We start from the raw sequence: 18,096 nt of genomic DNA, 5'->3' as shown, positions 1-18,096 counted from the left end.
TCCCAGACGCCACCGCCGCCCCGGCCCGCCGCCGCACTGAGCACCGGGGCGGTCGCCCGCCGCCTCGGGGTCTCGCCGACGACGCTGCGCTCCTGGGAGCGCCGGTACGCGATCGGCCCGGCCCGCCGCGAGCCCGGCCGGCACCGCCGCTGGACCCCGGGGGACATCGCCCGGCTGGAGCTGATGTGCCGGCTCACCGCCGACGGGGTGCCGCCGGCCGAGGCGGCCCGGGCCGCGCTCGGCGGCGCCCCCGGAGCGCGCCGCGCCAAGGCGCCGTCGACTGCTCCCGGCGGGCCCGACGCCCTTCCGCTCGGCGCGGTCCGTCCGGAGTGCCGCGGGCTCTCACGGGCCGCCGTACGCCTGGACGCGCCGACCGTGGCGGAACTGCTGGAGGCGGCCTTGGCCGAGGACGGCCTGGTCACGGCCTGGGAGGAGGTCATCGCGCCGACGCTGCACGCCGTGGGCCGCAAATGGGCCACCGCCGGCGAGCGCTACGTGGAGGTCGAACACCTGCTGTCCTGGCAGATCTCCGCGGCGCTGCACCGGATCCGGCCCCTGCCCGAGCCGCCCCGGAGCCCGCCGGTGCTCCTCGCCTGCGTCCCCGGCGAGCAGCACAGCCTGCCCATCGAGGCCCTGACCGCGGCGCTCGGCCAGCGGGGCGTGCCCGCCCGGATGTTCGGGGCCGCCCTGCCCGCCGGGGCCCTGCACGACGCCGTACGGCGCACCGGCCCGCGGACCGTCGTCCTGTGGGCGCAGTCCCGTACGACCGCCGACCCGGCCCTGGCCCGGTCGGTGGCGGGCATCGAGTGGGGACTGCGCGGAGCCCGGGCCCGTCCGGCGCTGCTGCTCGCCGGCCCCGGCTGGGGCGCGGACGCACCGGCGCCGCGCACCGAGCGGCTGTACGGGCTGCGCTCGGGCCTCGCGGTCATCGAGTCGCTCGCGCCGCCGCGGGCAGCGACCGGCCCAGCCGGTGGAGCGCCCTTCGCATATGGCTCTTGACGGTGCCCAGCGGGAGCCCCGTGCGGTCCGCGATCTGCGTCTGGGTCAGGTCCGCGTAGAAGGCGAGGTGCAGCACCCGCCGCTGCTCGGAGGGCAGCCTGGACAACTCCCCGAGGACCAGCACCCGGTCCAGGACCTGCTCCGCCTCCTGCCGCGCCGGCCCCCCGGGCCGCTCGGCCGCACCAGGGGAGGCGCGAGCGGCGGCCGCGGCCGCCCGGGCCCGCCGGGTCCGCGCCTCCAGGGCGTCGGCCACCTTGTGGCGGGTGATGCCGGTGATCCAGGCGCCGAGCCCGCCGGGCCCGGGCCGGTAGCGGCGCCGGCCGTGCCAGGCGGCGAGGAACACCTGCTGGGTGACGTCCTCGGCCTCCCGCTCGTCGCCCAGGCACCGGTGGGCGAGCGAGTGCACCAGCGGCCGCCAGCGCCGGTAGACGGCCTCCATGCACCGCTCGTCGCCCGCCGCGAAACCCGCCGCGACGCACTCCTCGCGCTCGCTCTCGTCCATGCCCCGAGCCTCGCGAGCACGTACGGAACGAGCCACTCGCAGCGTTTGCGCATCGATTTCGCCCGCCCGTACCCGAGCCGTGCCCGCGCCTGTACCCGAGCCGTGCCCCGCCCGTACCCGAGCCCGTACCCGGACGCGCCGTCCCGCCCCGGAACGGCCGGAATCCTCCGGCGCCGACATGCCGGAGGGTTTATGGTCCGGAGAATGAGCGACTTGTTGCTGGTGAGACACGGTGAGACGGCATGGAGCGCCAACGGGCGCCACACCGGGCGGACCGACATCCCGCTGACCGCCGCCGGCGTCGAGGAGGCCATCTCGCTGGCCCCGTACTTCCGCGACCGGCACTTCGCCCAGGTGTTGACCAGCCCGCTGCGCCGGGCGGTCGCCACGGCCGAACTCGCCGGACTCGGCGGCGGCGTCACCGACCCCGACCTGTACGAATGGGACTACGGCGGCTACGAGGGCATCACCACGGCCGAGATCAAGCAGACCCGGCCGCACTGGTCCCTGTGGACCGACGGCGTCCCGCCCGGCGACGCCGAACACCCCGGCGAGGACGCCGCACAGGTCGGCGCCCGCGCGGACCGGGCCCTGGCCCGGGCGGCCGCGGTCCTCGCCGAGGACCGCGGCGATGTCGTCCTCGTCGCCCACGGCCACTTCCTGCGCGTCCTGACCGCCCGCTACCTGGGCCTGCCCCCGCAGGACGGCCGGCTCTTCCTGCTGCGCACCGGCACGGTCAGCTTCCTGTCCACCGAACACGGCCTCCCGGTGATCGCGGGCTGGAACACCCACCCCTGAGTCCCGCGTCCCCAGGTCGTGCGGCCGTCCCCGTGGGATTCTGAGAACGTGCGAGCCCTTGGGGAACTCGAACGGGAACTCCGGACGGGCACCGGCCCGGTGCCGGCGGCCGCACGCCGGGCCGTCCGGACCACGCTCGCCGCCTGCGGCGCCTTCTTCGTGTTCCTGTACGGATTCGACCGGCCCGTCGGCGCGACCTATGCCCTCTTCTCCGCCGTCTCCCTGGCCGGGCTCGCCCGGATCCCGGGCACCGGACGGCAGCGGGCCGCCGTCATGGTCAAGCTGCTCCCGGTGGTCTGCTTCCTGGTGACCCTGGGCACCATCCTCGCCGTACGGACCTGGACCGCGGTCCTCGGCATGGCGGTCGTCGGCTTCTGCCTGGCCTTCTCGGCGGCGGCCGGCCCCCGGCCGGCCGGTGCCGCGCCCGGGCTCCAACTGCTGTACATCCTGCCGAGCTTCCCGCCGTACCTCCCGCACACCCTCGGCGAGCGGCTGGTCGGCACCCTCACCGGCCTCCTGCTGCTGATCCTCGCCGAGGCCTGGATCCTGCCCGACCCCCGCCCGGTGACGTACGCGGAGCGGGCCGCGGGCGCCGCTGCCGAAGCGGCCCGGTGCGCCGCCGCGTTGGGGCAGCCGCCCCACGTACTGGCCGCTCCGGCCGCCGACCGGGCCCGGGCGGCAACCGAGGCGCTGCGCCCCTCCCACGTCCCGGAGGCGGAACGGCCCGCCGGGCCGGGCCTGCGCGAGCGGGCCATGGCGCACACCGGGCTGGCCGCGCGCACCCTGCTCTCCCGGTTGCGGAACCTGCCGGCACCGGCGGCCGGGCGGGAGCCGAGACGGGCCGGGCTCGACCTCCTCGGCGCCGTCCGGGAGTCGGCGACCGGGACCTCCACCCTGCTCCGCGACGGGCGCCCGCCCGCGACGGACTCGGCCGAACTGCTGCGCCTGCGCGCCCGCAACGCCCGTACCCCGGCCGAACTGCCCGAGTCCCGCCGCCGGCAGGCCGCGCTGCTGGAGGTCGCGGACGCCGCCGTGGCGCTCCGCACGTCGGCGGAGATCGCCGTGGAGGGGCGCGGGGCGCACCCGGACGCGGACGCGGCGGACCGGTTCTGGTACGTCCGGCAGAGCGCCCCCCGCCTCTGGTGGCACCGGCTCGCCGCGCACACGGGGCCGCGCTCCGTGCACTTCCAGAACGCCGTACGGATCGCGGTGGCCCTCGCCGTGGCCCGCACCGTGGCCGGGCTCGACTCCCTGCCGCACGGCTTCTGGGCCATGCTCGCGGTCATCAGCCTCACCCGGACCACCGCCGTGCAGACCCGGGAGACCGTGCGCAGTGCGCTGATCGGCACCTGCGTGGGCGCGCTCGCCGCCGGGACGGTGCTCGCACTGGCCCGCGAGGAGACGACCCTGTACGCGATCGTGCTCGCGCCGCTGATGCTGCTCACCTTCACCCTCGGTCCCGTACGGGGCGTGGGCTGGGCGCAGGCCCTGTTCACGCTGGTCGTCGCCATCGTCTTCGCCCAGCTGTCCCCGGTCACCTGGCAGCTGGCCGAGGTCCGCTTCCTGGACGTGCTCATCGGCAGCGCGATCGGGATCGTGTGCGGGCTGTTCGCCTGGCCGCGCGGGGCCCACGACGAACTGCGCCGGGCGGTGGCCGGGCTGCTGCGCGCCTGCGCCGACGACGTCGAGTCGACCACCGCCGTCGTCGCGGCGCCCGGGCGGCTCCCGGAACCCACCGGGGACGAGGAGCACCGGGTCCGGATCACGCTGACGATGGCGGAGTCGGCGTACGCCCAGTACCAGAGCGAGACGCAGCGCCCCGTCGGGCCCGGCGCCGACTGGCAGGCCGCGGTGATGACCGGGCACCACGTGCTCTGGGGCGGCGGGCGGGTGCTGGGCAGCGCCGACGGGACCCCGCTCGCGCGCGGCGAGGCGGCGGGACTGCGGGAGTACGCGGCCCGGGTGGCGGCCGGACTGCGCCGCGCGGCGGCAGCGGCCGACGCCCCGCGCAAGACCCGGCACGGCCCGCCGGTCGGCCACGAAGCCCACGAAGCCCACGAAGCCCACGAAGCCCACGAAGCGCCCGAAACCCCCGAAGCCCTCCTTCCCGACACCCTGCCCGCGCCCACCGACGCGGCGCCGCCCGATGCCGGGCTCGCGTACTTCGCCACGACGGCCTGGCTGGACTCCCTGACATCGGACCTCCAGACCCTCGCGTCGGGCAGCGCCGCGGCCCGGTCCCCGGGGTGAGCGCGGGGACCCCGCCGTTTCCCGGCCGCGGGGCCGGGCAGAACCTCCACGGCGTCCGGACCGGCCGGACGGCCGCGCACACGAATCGAGGGTGACGGTGGGGGAGCCGATGAAGGGCGGCACGTCCGCGGCAGAGGTCTTCGACGACGTCGGCGCACGGTACGAGGAGGTGTTCGGGCACGTCCCCGGACAGCTCGCCGCACTGGACTGGCTGACCGCCCGCCTCGCCCCCGGCGCCCGCGTGCTGGACGTCGGCAGCGGTACGGGCCGGCCGGCCGCCGAGGCGCTCGCGCGCGCCGGCTGCGCGGTGACCGGCATCGACGTCTCGGCGCACATGGTCGACCTCGCACGCTCCCGGGTCCCGCAGGCCCGCTTCGAGCAGGCCGACGTCCGGACGTACGCGCCCGCCGAGGGCCCCTTCGACGCGGTGTGCTCCTTCTTCCCGCTGCTCGTGATGGACCAGCGGGAGATCGCCGCTGCCCTGGAGCGGATGGCCTCGTGGGTGGCGCCCGGCGGGTACTTCGTACTGGCCACCGTGCCGGGGGACATCAGCGGTCTCGACATCGTGTGGATGGGGCACGAGGTCACCGTCAGCAGCCTGTCCCCGGCGGAGCACCTGCGGCTGCTGGGCGCGGCCGGGCTGGAGGTGCTGGAGCACCACACCGCGCTGTTCCGGCCCGAGGGGGCCGAGCCCGAGGAGCACTTCTTCTGCCACGCCCGCCGCCCCGCCTGACCGGGCGCTGGTCCGTTGGCCGCAGATGGCCGAAAAATACCCTCCGGTACTGGGCCAATGGCCCAGTGAAGAGGAGCTGTGTTGAGCCAGTGGGCCTTCGGATGCTTATCTGTGTCGTATCCATGTACTTACGGCGCCGCGCAGCGCCGGGCGGCAACGAGGCCGGACCGGAGCGCGGTGCCTTCGCCGTGCCCGCCTGCCGCCCACCACCCCCGGGCGGACGCCGGACCGGCGCGCACCACTGCAAGGGGGGCGGCACACCGCCGTGAAGAGGATGTTCGTGGCTCCGGATCCGGGGCGCCTGAGACTGAGGAACTCGCTGCGGGCCGTGCTCGGCGTCGGGCTCGCCGTCACCGTGGCCGAGCTCTGCGGTCTCTCCCTCACCGCCTCCATCACCGGGGGACTGGCGGCCCTGCTCACCCTGTTCACCGTGCTCGACGCGACCGTGCGGGCCCAGCGCGTGACCAGCGCCCTGCTGCCCGTCGCCGGATTCCCCGTCCTCGCGCTGGCCACCACCCTGCACGGGACGCCGCTCGCCCGGGACGCCGCCTTCCTCGCCGTCGTGTTCGCCGGGGTCTACGCCCGCCGCTGGGGACCGCGCGGGCACGCCCTCGGGATCTTCGGCTTCATGATGTTCTTCGTCACGCAGTTCCTGCACGCCGTCCCCGGCCAGCTGCCCGAGCTGTACGCCGCCGTCGGGCTGGCGCTGCTCTCCGCCGGAGCGGTGCGGTTCGTCCTCTGGCCGATCGAGCGGCGCACCCCGCCGCCCGCCGCGCCGCCCGGCCTGCCCGGCACCGGCCTGGCCCGGCCGACCACGCGGCAGGCCTTCCAGGCCACCGCCGCCTGCGCGCTCGCGCTCGGCATCGGCCAGGCGCTCTCCGACGACCGCTGGTACTGGGCCGTCGGCACCGCCTGGTGGATCTTCGTCAACACCGCCTCCCGCGGCGAGACCCTCGTCCGCGGGTTCCGCCGGGTCCTCGGGACGGTCGTCGGCATCGCCGCCGGGCTGCTGATCGCCGTACCCCTGCACGGGGCGCCCGCGCCGACCGCCGCCCTGGTCGCCGTCTGCGTCTTCGGGATCTTCTACACCGCGGCGCCCTCGTACTCCTGGATGATGTTCTTCGTCACCGTCATGGCCGGACTGCTCTACGGGCTCCTCGGCGTCCTGCACCCCGGCCTGCTGCTCCTGCGCTTCGAGGAGACCGCGATCGGCGCGCTGGGCGCGGCCCTCGCCGTGGTGCTCGTCCTCCCGGTGACCACGCACGCCGCCAACGACGCCTGGATCCAGCGCGCCCTGCACTGCGTACGGGCCTCCACGGCGGCCGCCCTCGACCGCCTCGCCGGGGACCCCGACGCCGACCCCGCCCCGCACGCCGCCGAACTCGAACTGCTGCTGGCCCGCGTACGGATGGCCCTCGCGCCCCTCGTCCACCCGCTGAGCCCGCTGCGCGCCCGCAAGGCCCGGGCCCGGCAGGTCCTCGGGCTGCTCGACGACTGCGCCCGCGAGGTGCGCGGACTGGTGGCCGTCGCCGCCGACCCGCAGGCCTCGCACGACGCCCGGCTGGCCGCCGCGTGCTGGCGGGTGGAGAGCGCCGTGGAGGCGCTGACCGCCCCTCGGGCCGCGGCGGAACGCGCTGTTCCGGCCCATCCCCGGCCCGCCGCCGCAGAGCCGGCCCTCGTGCACCTGCACGGCCTGGAGCACGCCCTCGCGGCCCTCCACACCCCCCTGCGCACCGACCCGCGCGCGCCCCTCGCCGTCGGCGCCTGATCCGTCCCCGCGGCCTGATCCACGAGATCCACGAGGTCACGGCCCCATGGCGGCGGATCCTACGCCCCGTCAGGGCCGCTCCGCAGGGCAATGGCCCGAAGATCACCCGGTGGAGTTGTTCCGGACGTGCGTGCCGTATGCCGCTGACCTGCGGCATGTACAACGGGTGGTTGTTGGTAGCACATTCATCCGGCACGTACAGGGTGGATCTGGTCGGACAGGGGGTAACCGCCCGGGATGGAAATACTTCAACAGCGCTCGACCACAGCCCAAGTGTGGGAAGCGGCCGAGGAGTTCATCCGACTCTTCCACCGGGAGAATCCGCAGGCGGGTGATCCGCGGGCCCGGCTCGCCGCCGTGCGGGCCGAGCTCGCGGACACCGGAAGCTACCGGCACACCCCGCAGGAGCTCGTCCACGGGGCCCGTGTCGCCTGGCGCAACAGTAACCGCTGCATCGGCAGGCTGTACTGGAACTCGCTGCGGGTGCGCGACCGCCGCGAGCTCACCGAAGCCGAAGACATAGCCGCCGAGTGCTTCGAGCACCTGCGCGACGCGACCAACGGCGGCCGGGTCAGACCCACCATCACCGTCTTCGCACCGGACGCCCCGAACCGCCCCGGCCCGCTGATCTGGAGCGAGCAGCTCGTCCGGTACGCCGGATACGGCGACCACCACTCCGTCACCGTGGGCGACGCCCGCAACGCACCGCTCACCAGTGCCCTGCTCGGCCTCGGCTGGACCGGGGGCGCGGGCACCCCCTTCGACCTGCTGCCGCTGGTGGTCCAGGGCGTCGACGACAAGCCCCGCTGGTTCGACACCCCCGCGGACGCCGTCCTGGAAGTCCCGATCGAGCACCCCGACGACGCCGGGTGGGCGCACTGGGGGCTGCGCTGGCACGCCGTCCCCGCCATCTCCAACATGTGCCTGGAGATCGGCGGCATCCACTATCCGGCCGCGCCCTTCAACGGCTGGTACATGGGCACCGAGATCGGCGCCCGCAACCTCGCGGACACCGACCGGTACAACCTCCTCCCCGCCGTCGCCCGGCGCCTGGGCCTCGACACCGCCAGCGACCGCTCGCTGTGGAAGGACCGCGCGCTCGTCGAGCTCAACCGGGCCGTACTGCACTCCTTCGACCGGGCCGGGGTCACCATCGCGGACCACCACACCGAATCCCGGCGCTTCCTCAGCCACATGGAGCGCGAGGAGCGCAAGGGGCGGGAGGTGGGCGCCGACTGGTCCTGGATCGTGCCGCCGATCTCGGGCTCCGCGACCCCGGTCTTCCACCGCACGTACGACGACCGGCCGAGCTCGACGGCGTACGTGCACCACCCGGGCGCGCAGGAACGCGCCCAAGGGCGGGATCTGGTCTAGACCTTCTGTTACCGTCGGCTCCGCACGGATCGATCCGGAACGGTGGAGAGGGGCATCCCGTGGGCGGCGCGGACGGTACGGATCTGGTGAACGGCACGGCGGGCACGGACGGCGCGGCAGGCGTGGACAGGGCGGACGGCAGGAGCGACGGGGGCGGCCGGAGTGGCGGACCGCGGGCCCACATCGGCTCGTTCACCTCGGGGGGCGGCCGCGGCATCACCACCGCGGCCGTGGACCCGGCGACCGGTGCGCTGAACCTCCTCTCCACGACCGACGCGGTCGCGGACCCCTCGTACCTCGCCCTCGACCGGGGCACCCGGGTGCTCTACGCCGTGAGCGAGACGGAGCAGGGCGCGGCGGCCGCCTTCCGCCCCACCCCCGACGGCCTGACCGCCCTCGGCCCCGCCGTCCGCGTCGGCGGTTCCGGACCGACCCACCTCAGCGTGGCCGGGCGCCGGCTGCTGACCGCCAACTACACCTCCGGCAGCGTCAGCAGCCTCCCGCTCGCCGCGGACGGCGGCTTCTCCGGCCCCGCCTCGGTCCTCGCGCACGAGGGCTCCGGCCCCGACGCGAGCCGCCAGGAACGGCCGCACGCCCACCAGGTGCTGCCCGACCCGAGCGGCCGCTGGGTGCTCAGCGTGGACCTCGGCACCGATTCGGTCCGGGTCTGCGCGCCGGACCCGGCCACCGGGGCGCTGCGCCTGCACGGCGAGACCGTGCTGCGTGCCGGGACGGGCCCGCGCCACCTCGCCTTCCATCCGGGCGGCGAGGTGGTCTACGTCCTGCACGAGCTGGAGCCGCAGCTGACCGTCTGCCGCTGGAACGCCGGCTCCGGGCAACTGGAACCGATCGATGAGGTTCCGGTCGCGTCCACGGCCGCTCCAGGGGCCGTACGGGCCTACCCGTCGGCCGTGGTGGCCTCGCCCGACGGCCGCTTCGTGTGGGCGGCCGTGCGCGGCGCCGATGCGATCGCCACGCTCTCGCTCGCCGACGGGGCCGAGAAGCCGCGGCTGGTGGGCGGCGTGGAGTGTGGCGGCAGTTGGCCGCGGGACCTCGCCGCCGACCCTACGGGGCGCCGGCTGTACGTGGCCAACGAGCGCTCCGGGGACGTCACCTGGTTCGACGTCGACCCCCTGACCGGGCAGCCGCGCCGGGCCGGATCGGTGGCGGTGCCGGCCGCGACCTGCGTGGTCTTCGCCTGATCCGCTGCCCGCTGCCCGCTGCCGTCGCCCTGCCCGCCGTCCGCGTACGCACGGACGAGGGCCCGTACCCCGGGGGTTGAACCCTCGGGGCACGGGCCCTCGTACGAGCGGATCTGTGCGGGATCAGTGGGCAGCGGCGCCCTGGGTGATGCCGAGCGCCGCGGAGTACTGGGTGACGACCAGCTTGCCGAGCGCCGAGTAGGCCCCGAGCACCTCGGCGGCCGCGCAGTCGGCCTCCTTGCAGGCCGTGTCCAGCAGCCCCTCGGCGGCCTCCGGGCCGATCAGGTAGGGGGCGAGCGCGAGCTGCGTCGAGCCCTCGCTGCGCAGCTGCTCGGCGACCGCGGCCACCGAGCCCTCCTGGTCGAGGGCGGCGGCCTTGACGGGCACCGCGAGGCGCGCGGCCAGCAGCATGCCGGTGACCGCGGCGGCCTGGACGGCCTCCTCGCCGCCGGTGGTGGCCACGATGATGCCGTCGGCGGCGGTGGTGACCGTGAACAGCCGGGCGCGGTCGGCGCGGGCCAGTCCGGCCTCGGAGAGCCGCACGTGCAGGCCCTCGGCGAGCAGCGGGTGCGGGCCGAGCACCTCGGCCAGCTCGGCTGCGGCCGAGGAGTCCATGACGGCCTGGCGCATCCGGCGCAGCAGGTCGGCGTCGGGGCCGGCCAGCAGCGGGACGACCACGGCGTCCGGGCCGGTCGGCGCGGGTACCTCGTGGCCGGCGGCGCGGGCGAACTCCGCGCGGGCGATGCGCTCGGTCGCGACCGAGGTCAGCACGCGGGAGAGGGCCGGGAACTCGGACCCCTCGGTGTCATCGCCCTCGAGGAAGCCGATGCGGGCGTCCAGGCCCGGCAGCTCGGAGCGGCCGATGCTGACGATCTCTTCCGCGAGCCCCCGAGAGGCGGCGGAAGGGGCACCGGGCACGGCGAGCACCAGCGCGGGCGCGCCCTCGGGCGCCACCGCGGGCTCGGGTCGGCGGTGCCGTCCGGCAGGGCGGGGTCGCGGCATTCGTACGGGCAGGCCATTCGCGGGCCCAGTGGGGGAGCTCATGGCGCCGCATGCTACTGGCTTATCGGAACCGAGTGTTCGGGCAGGGCCTCAACGGGCGGCTTCTGTCCGTATTTATCCGTGGAATGTCGTATACCGTTCAACAGAAAGATCAACCGAGCGGTCAAAGCGAGAGATCAACCGGCGGCCGGAAGCCGCCAGTCCACCGGCTGGGCACCCTGGCGGACCAGCAGGTCGTTGGTCCTGCTGAACGGCCGCGACCCGAAGAACCCGTTGGCGGCGGACATGGGGGAGGGGTGGACGGACTCCACGGCCGGCAGCTCGCCGAGCAGCGGCCGCAGGTTGCGGGCGTCCCGGCCCCACAGCACCGATACGAGGGGCTTCCCGCGCGCGGCCAGCGCCCGGATGGCCTGCTCGGTGACGGCTTCCCAGCCCTTGCCGCGGTGACCCCCGGTCTTGCGCGGGGCGGTGGTCAGCGCACGGTTCAGCAGCAGCACGCCCTGCCGCGTCCACGGGGTCAGGTCGCCGTTCGCCGGCCGGGGCACCCCGAGGTCCGCGTACAGCTCGCGGAAGATGTTGTCGAGGCTGGGCGGCCACGGACTGACGTCGGGCGCCACCGAGAAGGACAGGCCCACCGCGTGCCCCGGGGTGGGGTACGGGTCCTGGCCGACGATGAGCACCTTCACCTCGTCGAAGGGCTGCTGGAAGGCGCGCAGTACGTTCGCCCCGGCGGGCAGGTACGTCCTGCCCGCGGCGATCTCGGCGCGCAGGAAGTCGCCCATCGCGGCGATCTGCGCCGCCACCGGCTCCAGAGCCCGGGCCCAGCCCGGCTCGACGATCTCGTTCAACGGTCGTGCTGCCACAGCCAGTCACTCTACTGGCCGATTCAGTGAGCGATGACCGCCGCCCGTACGCACAGGACGTCGGGCAAGTGCCCGGCCAGCAGCTGCCAGCTGTCCCCGTCGTCGCCGCTGGCGTACAACTCGCCGTTGCGGTTGCCGAAGTAGACCCCCGCCGGGTCCGCGTCGTCCGTGCACAGGGCGTCCCGCAGCACCGTCCCGTAGTGGTCCCCGGCCGGCAGCCCGCGCGTGAGCGGTTCCCAGCTCGCGCCCGCGTCCCGCGTACGGAACACCCGGCAACGGTGCTCCGCCGGAACCCGGTCGGAGTCGGCGTTGAGCGGGAAGACGTACGCGGTGTCCGGCCGGTGCGGGTGTGCGGCCACCGCGAAGCCGAAGTCGGAGGGCAGGCCGGCGCCGATGTCGGTCCACCGCGCCCCGGCGTCGTCACTGCGGTACACGCCCCAGTGGTTCTGCAGGTACAGCCGCTTCCGGTCCCCGGCGTCCTGGGCGATCTTGTGCACGCACTGGCCGAACTCCGGATGCGGATCCGGCAGGAACACCGCCGATACGCCGTCGTTGGACGGGGTCCAGCGGGCACCGCCGTCCAGGGTCCGGAACACCCCTGCCGTGGACACCGCCACCGTCACCCTGGCGGGGTCGGCCGGGTCCGTCACCACCGTGTGCAGGCCCTCGCCGCCGCCTCCCGGCACCCAGCTCCCCCGGCTCGGGTGCTCCCACAGCGGGCGGACCAGCTCGAAGGACTCCCCGCGGTCCGTCGAGCGGAACAGTGCGGCCGGCTCCGTCCCCGCGTACACCACGTCCGGCGCCTCGGGGCCGGCCGGATGCAGCTGCCAGACCCGCTCCAGCGAGGCCCCGGTGTCCTTGGGGAACTTCACGGCGGGGGCGGCGGGCTCGTGCCAGCTCGCCCCCAGGTCGTCCGAGGTGAACACCGACGGCCCCCAGTGCGAGCTGTCGGCGCCGACGAGCAGCCGGGGCACGGGTCCCCGCCGGTCGACCGCGACGGCGTAGACGGCCTGGGCGTTGAAATGGGGACCGTCGAGCTCCCAGGCGCCGCCGCCCCGCCTGCGGCCGATGAACAGGCCCTTGCGGGTCCCCGCGAGCAGGATCACCTCGGACATGGCCGACACCTCCGGACTTCGTCGTCCCGGTCTCCGCGTACCGTTTCCAGCCAGTCTGCACCCGGCCGCCGACAGCGGCCGGTCCGCCGTTCCGCTGGGCCGAGCAGTCGGTCGCCATCGATCAACAGGCGTATCCAAAGGGTGGCTACTTGATCGTAGGAGGCCGTAAGGGGTTGACTTCCACCTCTGCCACCGCACGCGAGAGGCAATACGTGGCCACCGAGCACCTGTCACCGCTCGACCTCGCCTTCTGGCGGATCGAATCCGCCGCCCATCCCATGCACCTCGGCGCCCTCGCGGTCTTCGAAGCCGCCCCGCGGGACACTCCCGGCATCGACCCCGAGGCGGGCCCCGGCGCACGCCCCGGCGCCGACCCCGACCCCGGCCCCGACCCCGCCGTCCGCGCCGCCGCACTGCTCACCGCCCGCTGCGCGGCCGTTCCCGGCCTGCGCCGCCGCATCCACGACGTGCTGCTGCCCATCGGCGCCGCCGCCTGGTCGCCCGACGCGGACTTCGATCCCGCCCGGCACGTGTTCCTCGTCCGCACCCCCGACCCGCGAGCCGCCGCCGGGCCCCTGATGGCGCGGCCGCTGGACCGGGGCCGGCCGCCCTGGGAGGCGCACGTCCTGGCCGGGCCCGATCCGGGCTCGTTCGCGGTGCTCTTCAAGTTCCACCACGCCCTCGCCGACGGGCTCGGGGCCCTGGCGCTGGCGGCCCTGCTCTTCGACGAGGGCCCGACCGTACGGGGTCCCGCGCGACCGGTCCCGGCAGCGCGGCCGGCCGCCGGCTCCGCCCTGCGCAACCTCCCCGGCATGCTGGCCGCCCGGGTCCAGGACGTCGGCCAGGCCCTGGAGATCGGCGCCTCCGTGGCCCGCGCCGGACTGCCCCTCGGGGTCCCGGCGGCCCTGACCGCCGTCCCGGCGCAGACCGGCACCCGCGCGGTCGCCGGCCTGGCGCTCGACCTCGACGACGTCAACCGCATCCGGAAGGTCGCCGGAGGCACCGTCAACGACGTGCTGATCGCCCTGGTCGCGGGCGCCCTGCGGCGCTGGCTGCTGGGCCGCGGCGACCCGGAGCCCGAGGGGCCCGGTCCGCGCGCCCTGATACCGGTATCCCGACGCCGGCCCGGCGGCGCGGCGAAGTACGGCAACCGGCTCTCCGGCTACCTGCTCCGTCTCCCGCTCGCCGAACCGGACCCGCTGCTGCGCCTGGACCGGGTGCGGCTCGGCATGGACCGCAACAAGGAGGCCGGACCCGCCCGCGGCGCCGGGGCCGTCGCCCTGCTCGCCGACCACGTCCACCCCCTCGGCCACCGGCTCGGCGGCCCCCTGGTCGCCCAGGCGGCCCGGATGCTCTTCGACATCCTGGTCACGAGCGTCCCGCTGCCCGGCTTCACCTTCTCGCTCGGTGGCAGCCGGGTCCGCGAGGTCTATCCCCTGGCCCCGCTCGCCCGCGGCCACTCCCTCGCGGTCGCGGTCTCCACGTACAAGGGCACCGTCCACTACGGCCTGGTCGCGGACGCGGCCGCCGTGCCGGACCTGGCGGCCCTCGCGGAGGCGCTGCGCGCCGAGCTCGACGAGCTTGTACGAGAGGTCTCGTAGTACGTGATGAATCGTAGTACGCTGACTCTCGTACAAGCCGCCGATCCGCGGCGTGCCCGGCCACCTCCGGAGAGTCCTTCATGAGTGCTGCCCCCATCGCCCCCGCCCCGCACGTCCCCGCCACCCACGCCGAGGCCCTCTTCGCGCCGCTCACCCTGCGCTCGGTCACCGCGCGGAACCGGATCTGGATGGCGCCGATGTGCCAGTACGTCGCAGCGGCCTCGGGTCCGGACGCGGGCGCGGCCCACGCCTGGCACTTCGCGCACTACGCGGCCCGCGCGGTGGGCGGCACCGGCCTGATCCTCCAGGAGGCGACCGCCGTCTCCCCGGAGGGCCGGATCTCCCCGTACGACCTCGGCATCTGGAACGACACGCAGGTCGAGGCGCTGCGCCCGATCACCTCCTTCCTCAAGGCCCAGGGCGCCGTCCCGGGAATCCAGATCGCCCACGCAGGGCGGAAGGCGTCGACCGGCCGGCCCTGGGAGGGCGGCGGATACGTCGGCCCCGAGGCGGACGGCTGGCTGCCGAGCGCCCCGAGCCCGGTGCCGTTCGCCGAGGGCGACCCGGTGCCGCACGAGCTGACGACCGCCGAGATCCACGAGATCACCGGGCAGTTCGCGGCCGCCGCGCGGCGCGCGCTGGCCGCCGGCTACGAGGTCGTCGAGATCCACGGCGCCCACGGCTACCTCATCGGCCAGTTCCTCTCCTCCGAGAGCAACCGGCGCACCGACGCGTACGGCGGCTCCTTCGAGAACCGGGCCCGCTTCGCGCTCGAAGTCGTCGACGCCGTACGGGCGGTGTGGCCCGAGGAGCTGCCGCTGTTCTTCCGGGTCTCCGCCACCGACTGGCTGGAGGAGTCCGGCTGGACCTCCGAGGACACGGTCCGGCTGGCCGCACTGCTGCAAGGCCGCGGGGTGGACCTCCTGGACGTGTCCACCGGCGGGATGGCCCCGAAGGCGAACATCCCGGCGGGGCCCGGCTTCCAGGTGCCGTTCGCGGCCGAGGTCAAGGCCCGGACCGGCCTTCCGGTGGCCGCCGTCGGGCTGATCACCGATCCGGAGCAGGCGGGCGCGATCCTGGCCGACGGGCAGGCGGACGCGGTCCTGCTCGGCCGCGAGCTGCTGCGCGACCCGTACTGGGCCCGCACCGCGGCCGCCGCACTGGGAGCCGAGCGGGCCGCCGAACCGGGCGCCGGGGTACGGGTGCCCGTCTCGTACCACCGTGCCTGGTAGCCGCTGCCGGGAGCGCGGGTGCGCGTCCCTTCCGGTGGCAGCCGATGTACTACGGTGGTTCTCGTACGAACAGGGCAGCCGGACGAGACGAGGGCAGACGTGACGGATACGGCCACCACCCGTACGCTCGCCCACCCCGGGCTCGCCGAGATCCGGCTCGAAGCGGTGCTGCACGCACTCTCGGACCCGATCCGGCTGTCGATCGTGCGGGACCTCGCGGCCACGCCGGACGAGCTGGCGTGCTCGTACTTCGACCTGCCGGTCACCAAGTCGACGACCACGCACCACTTCCGCGTCCTGCGGGAGGCCGGTGTGGTCCGCCAGACCTACCGGGGGACGGCGAAGATGAACGGCCTGCGCGGCGCGGAGCTGGAGGACCTGTTCCCGGGGCTCCTCGACAGCGTGCTCGCGGCGGCCGCCGCGGAAGAGGCGCGCCGGGCCGGCTAGTGCCGTGAGCGCACCAGCCGGTCGGGTTCCGGCCCGGCCCCGGCTCCGGCTCAGGCGCCCGCGTTCGCCGCGGCCAGCAGGCCCGGCCAGTCCGGGATCTTCACCGAGCGGCGGCCCAGCGAGCGCCCGAGAGCGGCCTCCGCCGTCTCGATCGCCAGCCAGCCCGGCCACTCCACCGGGTGCAGCCCGGCCGCCCGCAGTGCGTCCAGCGGGTCGCCCGGCAGCTCCCGCCGGGCCAGCACCGCCGCGTCCTGGAGCAGTGAGGACGCCGTCTCCTTGGCGCAGGGCCGGTTGGTGCCGATCACCCCGGTCGGGCCGCGCTTGATCCAGCCCGCCACGTACTCGCCCACCGAGGCCCGGCCCTCCCGCAGGACCCGGCCGGCGGCGTGCGGAACGGTGGCCTTCACCGGGTCGAAGGGCAGACCCGGCAGCGGAACCCCCTGGTACCCCACCGAGCGCAGCACCAGCTGCGCCTCGACGTCCTCGTACGAGCCCGTCCCGGTGACCCCGCCGCGGCCGTCCGGGGCGGTCCGCTCGAAGCGCATCCCGGCGACCCGGCCGCCGGGGCCGGCCAGCACCTCCACCGGGCGCAGGTAGAACCGCAGGCCGATCCGGCGCCGTGCGCCGCCCGGGTCCTGTCCGGCCCACCCGCGCAGCACCTCCAGGTTGCGCCGGGCCACCGCGGGCAGCGCGGCGGCCGCGTCCTGGTCGGCGTACGCGGGGTCGAGGGCCAGCTCGGCGGGGTCCACCACGGCGGCCACGCCCGGCAGCGTGCCCAGTTCCCGCAGCTCCTTGGTGGTGAACTTGCCCTGCGAGGGCCCGCGTCGGGCCACCATCGACACCGACTCCACCCCGCTGTCCGCGAGCGCGCCCAGCGCCGGCTGCGGCATGTCGGTAGGGGCCAGTTCCGGTTCGCCCCGGGCCAGCATCCGCGTCACGTCCACGGCCACGTTGCCCGCCCCGACGACCACCGCCGAGCCCACCCCGGGCAGGTCGAAGGACTCGGCCACGGCGTCCGGGTGGCCGCTGTACCAGGCGACGAAGGCGGTTGCGGAGTGCACCCCGGCCAGCTCCTCGCCGGGGATGCCGAGCAGCCGGTCGCGGGCGGCGCCCACGCAGTACACCACCGCGTGGTACAGCTCCAGCAGCCGTGCGGTGGACAGCTGCGCCCCGCCGACCTCGACGTTGCCGAGGAAGCGGATCCGCTCGTCCTCCAGCACGGTGCGCAGGCTGCCCTGGAGCGACTTGATCTTCTCGTGGTCGGGGGCCACCCCGTAGCGCACCAGCCCGTACGGCGCGGGCAGCCGGTCCAGTACGTCGACGCGCACGCCCGGCACCTCGCGCTGCTGTACGAGTGTCTGAGCGGCGTAGACCCCGCTGGGGCCCGAACCGACGACGGCGACACGAAGCACGGCGGAGCTCCTCCCGCAGGTGCTCCCAGCATGCCACCGGGCCCGGCGGCCGTCAGCCCATCGCGCGCATCCGGTGGATCTCGGCGGTCTGGGTGGCCACCACCTCGTTGGCCATTTCCTCCACCGCGCCGTTGTTTCCGGCGGCCAGCGCCTCGCCCGCCATCGTGACGGCGCCCTCGTGGTGGGCCGTCATCAGGGTGAGGAAGAGCCTGTCGAAGTCCGCGCCCTTCGCCCCGGCGAGCTCCTTGAGCTGCTGCTCGGTCGCCATGCCGGGCATCGCGCCGTGGTCGTGGCCGGCCGCGGGGGCCCCGGAGGGTGCCGGGTAGCGCGCCAACCACTTCTCCATCGCCCCGATTTCGGGCTGCTGGGCGGCCGAGATCCGCTCGGCGAGCCGTTTGACCGCATCCGCCGAGGCCCGGTCCGGGGCCAGTGCGCTCATCGTGAGGGCCTGCCGGTGGTGTTCGACCATGTGCCGTACGTAGGCCCGGTCGGCCGCGTTGGGACTGTCGTCCGGCTGCCGCTTCGCGGCCTCCTCGGGGGAGAGGGTGCGGGCCTTCTCGCCAGGTCTGCCGGGGGCGATGACCGCGGCGCCGCCCTCCTTCGCCCCGTCGTCGCCGTCCCCGCCGCCGCAGCCGGCCAGGGCGAGCAGGATCCCGGCGGCCACGGCCGCCGCGGTCGTCCGGCCGAGTAACCCTTTTGCCATGTCCATGAAGAGAACATACTGCCGGGGACCGCTCCAGTACCCCGGCGGGCACGTTCACACCACGAGCGGGACCGATCGGGCTCCCATGGGAGGGC

16 protein-coding genes are annotated in these 18,096 nt (G+C 75.3%); 10 read left to right on the top strand and 6 right to left on the bottom strand.

Going from position 1 to position 18,096, the window contains the following annotated elements:
• The first annotated feature begins 36 nt into the window (after positions 1-36).
• Positions 37-999: a MerR family transcriptional regulator gene (locus tag ADK52_RS13165; RefSeq protein ID WP_053690020.1), complete on the top strand. Its 963-nt coding sequence runs from the start codon at positions 37-39 to the stop codon at positions 997-999.
• On the opposite strand, the gene ADK52_RS13160 is transcribed toward ADK52_RS13165, so the two are convergent.
• Positions 926-1,501, bottom strand: a complete 576-nt coding sequence (locus ADK52_RS13160) for an RNA polymerase sigma factor (protein WP_053689963.1) — start codon at positions 1,499-1,501, stop codon at positions 926-928. The genes ADK52_RS13165 and ADK52_RS13160 overlap by 74 nt on opposite strands.
• Before the next feature lie 204 nt (positions 1,502-1,705).
• Here ADK52_RS13160 and ADK52_RS13155 point away from each other — a divergent pair, with 204 nt between their 5' ends.
• From ADK52_RS13155 to ADK52_RS13130, 6 genes are all read left to right on the top strand, one after another.
• Positions 1,706-2,299 (top strand): histidine phosphatase family protein, encoded by a 594-nt coding sequence (locus tag ADK52_RS13155; protein ID WP_053689962.1) that lies wholly within the window; start codon positions 1,706-1,708, stop codon positions 2,297-2,299.
• A gap of 48 nt (positions 2,300-2,347) precedes the next feature.
• Positions 2,348-4,549 (top strand): FUSC family protein, encoded by a 2,202-nt coding sequence (locus ADK52_RS13150; protein ID WP_078988288.1) that lies wholly within the window; start codon positions 2,348-2,350, stop codon positions 4,547-4,549.
• Between the two features lie 91 nt (positions 4,550-4,640).
• Positions 4,641-5,282: a class I SAM-dependent methyltransferase gene (locus ADK52_RS13145; protein ID WP_324615911.1), complete on the top strand. Its 642-nt coding sequence runs from the start codon at positions 4,641-4,643 to the stop codon at positions 5,280-5,282.
• 274 nt (positions 5,283-5,556) lie between these two features.
• Entirely contained in the window at positions 5,557-7,050 is a 1,494-nt protein-coding gene (locus ADK52_RS13140; RefSeq protein ID WP_053689960.1) for an FUSC family protein, read from the top strand.
• 237 nt (positions 7,051-7,287) lie between these two features.
• Complete coding sequence (locus ADK52_RS13135) at positions 7,288-8,424, top strand: nitric oxide synthase oxygenase (RefSeq protein WP_053689959.1); 1,137 nt, start codon at positions 7,288-7,290, stop codon at positions 8,422-8,424.
• 122 nt (positions 8,425-8,546) lie between these two features.
• Complete coding sequence (locus ADK52_RS13130) at positions 8,547-9,626, top strand: lactonase family protein (protein ID WP_053690018.1); 1,080 nt, start codon at positions 8,547-8,549, stop codon at positions 9,624-9,626.
• A 123-nt stretch (positions 9,627-9,749) separates the two neighbouring features.
• Here ADK52_RS13130 and ADK52_RS13125 read toward each other — a convergent pair whose 3' ends face one another.
• The 3 genes from ADK52_RS13125 to ADK52_RS13115 form a co-directional block, all read right to left on the bottom strand.
• Positions 9,750-10,670 (bottom strand): sirohydrochlorin chelatase, encoded by a 921-nt coding sequence (locus ADK52_RS13125; RefSeq protein ID WP_078988287.1) that lies wholly within the window; start codon positions 10,668-10,670, stop codon positions 9,750-9,752.
• A gap of 134 nt (positions 10,671-10,804) precedes the next feature.
• On the bottom strand, positions 10,805-11,491 hold the full coding sequence (locus ADK52_RS13120) for a uracil-DNA glycosylase (RefSeq protein ID WP_053689957.1): 687 nt from the start codon (positions 11,489-11,491) through the stop codon (positions 10,805-10,807).
• Positions 11,492-11,514: 23 nt separating this feature from the next.
• Positions 11,515-12,606 carry a WD40/YVTN/BNR-like repeat-containing protein gene (locus ADK52_RS13115; RefSeq protein WP_053689956.1) on the bottom strand — a complete coding sequence of 364 codons (1,092 nt, stop codon included), beginning with the start codon at positions 12,604-12,606 and terminating at the stop codon, positions 11,515-11,517.
• Between the two features lie 212 nt (positions 12,607-12,818).
• On the opposite strand from ADK52_RS13115, the gene ADK52_RS13110 reads away from it, so the two are divergent.
• From ADK52_RS13110 to ADK52_RS13100, 3 genes are all read left to right on the top strand, one after another.
• Complete coding sequence (locus ADK52_RS13110) at positions 12,819-14,207, top strand: wax ester/triacylglycerol synthase family O-acyltransferase (RefSeq protein ID WP_053689955.1); 1,389 nt, start codon at positions 12,819-12,821, stop codon at positions 14,205-14,207.
• 80 nt (positions 14,208-14,287) lie between these two features.
• Positions 14,288-15,439, top strand: coding sequence for an NADH:flavin oxidoreductase/NADH oxidase (locus ADK52_RS13105; protein WP_053689954.1), 1,152 nt, complete (start codon positions 14,288-14,290; stop codon positions 15,437-15,439).
• A 99-nt stretch (positions 15,440-15,538) separates the two neighbouring features.
• Positions 15,539-15,886, top strand: coding sequence for an ArsR/SmtB family transcription factor (locus ADK52_RS13100; RefSeq protein ID WP_053689953.1), 348 nt, complete (start codon positions 15,539-15,541; stop codon positions 15,884-15,886).
• Between the two features lie 50 nt (positions 15,887-15,936).
• On the opposite strand, the gene ADK52_RS13095 is transcribed toward ADK52_RS13100, so the two are convergent.
• Both ADK52_RS13095 and ADK52_RS13090 read right to left on the bottom strand, forming a co-directional pair.
• On the bottom strand, positions 15,937-17,298 hold the full coding sequence (locus tag ADK52_RS13095; RefSeq protein ID WP_053689952.1) for an FAD-dependent oxidoreductase: 1,362 nt from the start codon (positions 17,296-17,298) through the stop codon (positions 15,937-15,939).
• Between the two features lie 52 nt (positions 17,299-17,350).
• On the bottom strand, positions 17,351-18,007 hold the full coding sequence (locus tag ADK52_RS13090; RefSeq protein ID WP_053689951.1) for a DUF305 domain-containing protein: 657 nt from the start codon (positions 18,005-18,007) through the stop codon (positions 17,351-17,353).
• Positions 18,008-18,096 lie beyond the last annotated feature (89 nt).

The organism is Streptomyces sp. WM6372 (assembly GCF_001279655.1).
Classification (GTDB): Bacteria; Actinomycetota; Actinomycetes; order Streptomycetales; family Streptomycetaceae; genus Streptomyces.
Note: the sequence above shows the minus strand (reverse complement) of the source record. Positions and strands in the feature narration are given on the sequence as shown.